Genomic DNA, 1227 nt, shown 5'->3' with positions numbered 1-1227 from the left:
GTATCTGTCAAGTTTTCATAGGTAGCCTTTAAATATACAGTTTTAGTGGGTTAGTGCCTTAAAAAGTTGTCCCATTGGTCTACTTGTGGCCGTGTTAATCGGAATTATTCCTTGTACTGCTCCAATTGACGGCTTTGTCGGTGCCTTTCTTAGAAACTCTCCAGTTCGAATATGCATTTCCTGTAATAGGCTGGTTTGAGCCACTCGAGGAAGAACTGTTAATTGTTCTAGGATTGTATTTAAACTAGCTTGCAGTTCACCATTCATTCGGGCTTCAATTAAACCAATCATGGCTTTAGCCCCCTGCTTAGTCCATGACTTGCCCTGTTTCTTCATCCGGTAAGTAAAAGCCCGGTGAGAACTTTCGACTGAACCAATTAAATGAATATCCTTAAATCCACGCATTTGTGGTGAGAGGATATACCGCCAATTTCGCTGTAGATACTTTCTTAAACGCATTAGGTCGTCTGCTTGTTTTTCCGTTAGGTTTTGTGATTCATAAGTATCTAAAATTATTGTTAGCTCTGCTTGATCATGATGACGAACGGCTTTAATTGCTCGCATGGCTAATTCGTTGTGCCGGCCTAAAGTATGTTCAATTTTCTGTAAACAATGATAGCGGTCGAGAAAGTATTCACCATGTGCACCTTGAGGAACTAGACTTAATAGCTTAGCTGGTTCGTAACCTGGGCCAGCATCACTGGCCAAAAAGATCGTTTGACCGGCAAGCTTATAATGGCGGTCTAAATAATCACTTAGTCGTGCTTCAAGCCGTCCTTGGTGCCCAACACTGAGAAAGTCATGCCGATTAATGATTTGATTAGCTACTCGCTCATAAACCCGATAATGGTGCACAAGAGTCAGCTGACCTGCTTCTTTTTTACCTTTAATCATAAAGGCATCACCCTCAATAGTTAAATTTTTAGGCATATGGCGAGGAGTAGCTTGGTGTTCTTTTGCTTGAGTTTGTTTAGCTACCTGATTTCCTAACTCATGCACGGCGTGCATTACCGAATCGGCAGTAATTCCGCTGTCAAATACAAGGTTCAAAATGTCGGCAGTATTGCGCATTGTAGTTGTTTGGGCAATCTTAGCCATCATCATTAAGTAGTGTGGCGATAAACGACGACGTGGTTTAATTTTTAATTGTTGGTCTAAGTAAAATTCACGTTTCTTTGTCCCAGCCTGATAATACCGTCGTTGAAAAGTCACCGGGCCAAAGATAAA

The 1227-nt window shown here is 41.4% G+C and carries 1 protein-coding gene; it reads right to left on the bottom strand.

Annotation, left to right across the window (positions count from 1 at the left end; all coding sequences use genetic code 11):
• Positions 1-42: 42 nt before the first annotated feature.
• Positions 43-1227 (bottom strand): ISLre2-like element ISLre2 family transposase (locus CBG10_RS08285; RefSeq protein WP_094512303.1); only part of this gene is annotated, 1185 nt, incomplete at its 5' end.

It is taken from the genome of Limosilactobacillus reuteri, from assembly GCF_002254085.1.
Taxonomy (GTDB): domain Bacteria; phylum Bacillota; class Bacilli; order Lactobacillales; family Lactobacillaceae; genus Limosilactobacillus; species Limosilactobacillus reuteri_K.
Note: the sequence above shows the minus strand (reverse complement) of the source record. Positions and strands in the feature narration are given on the sequence as shown.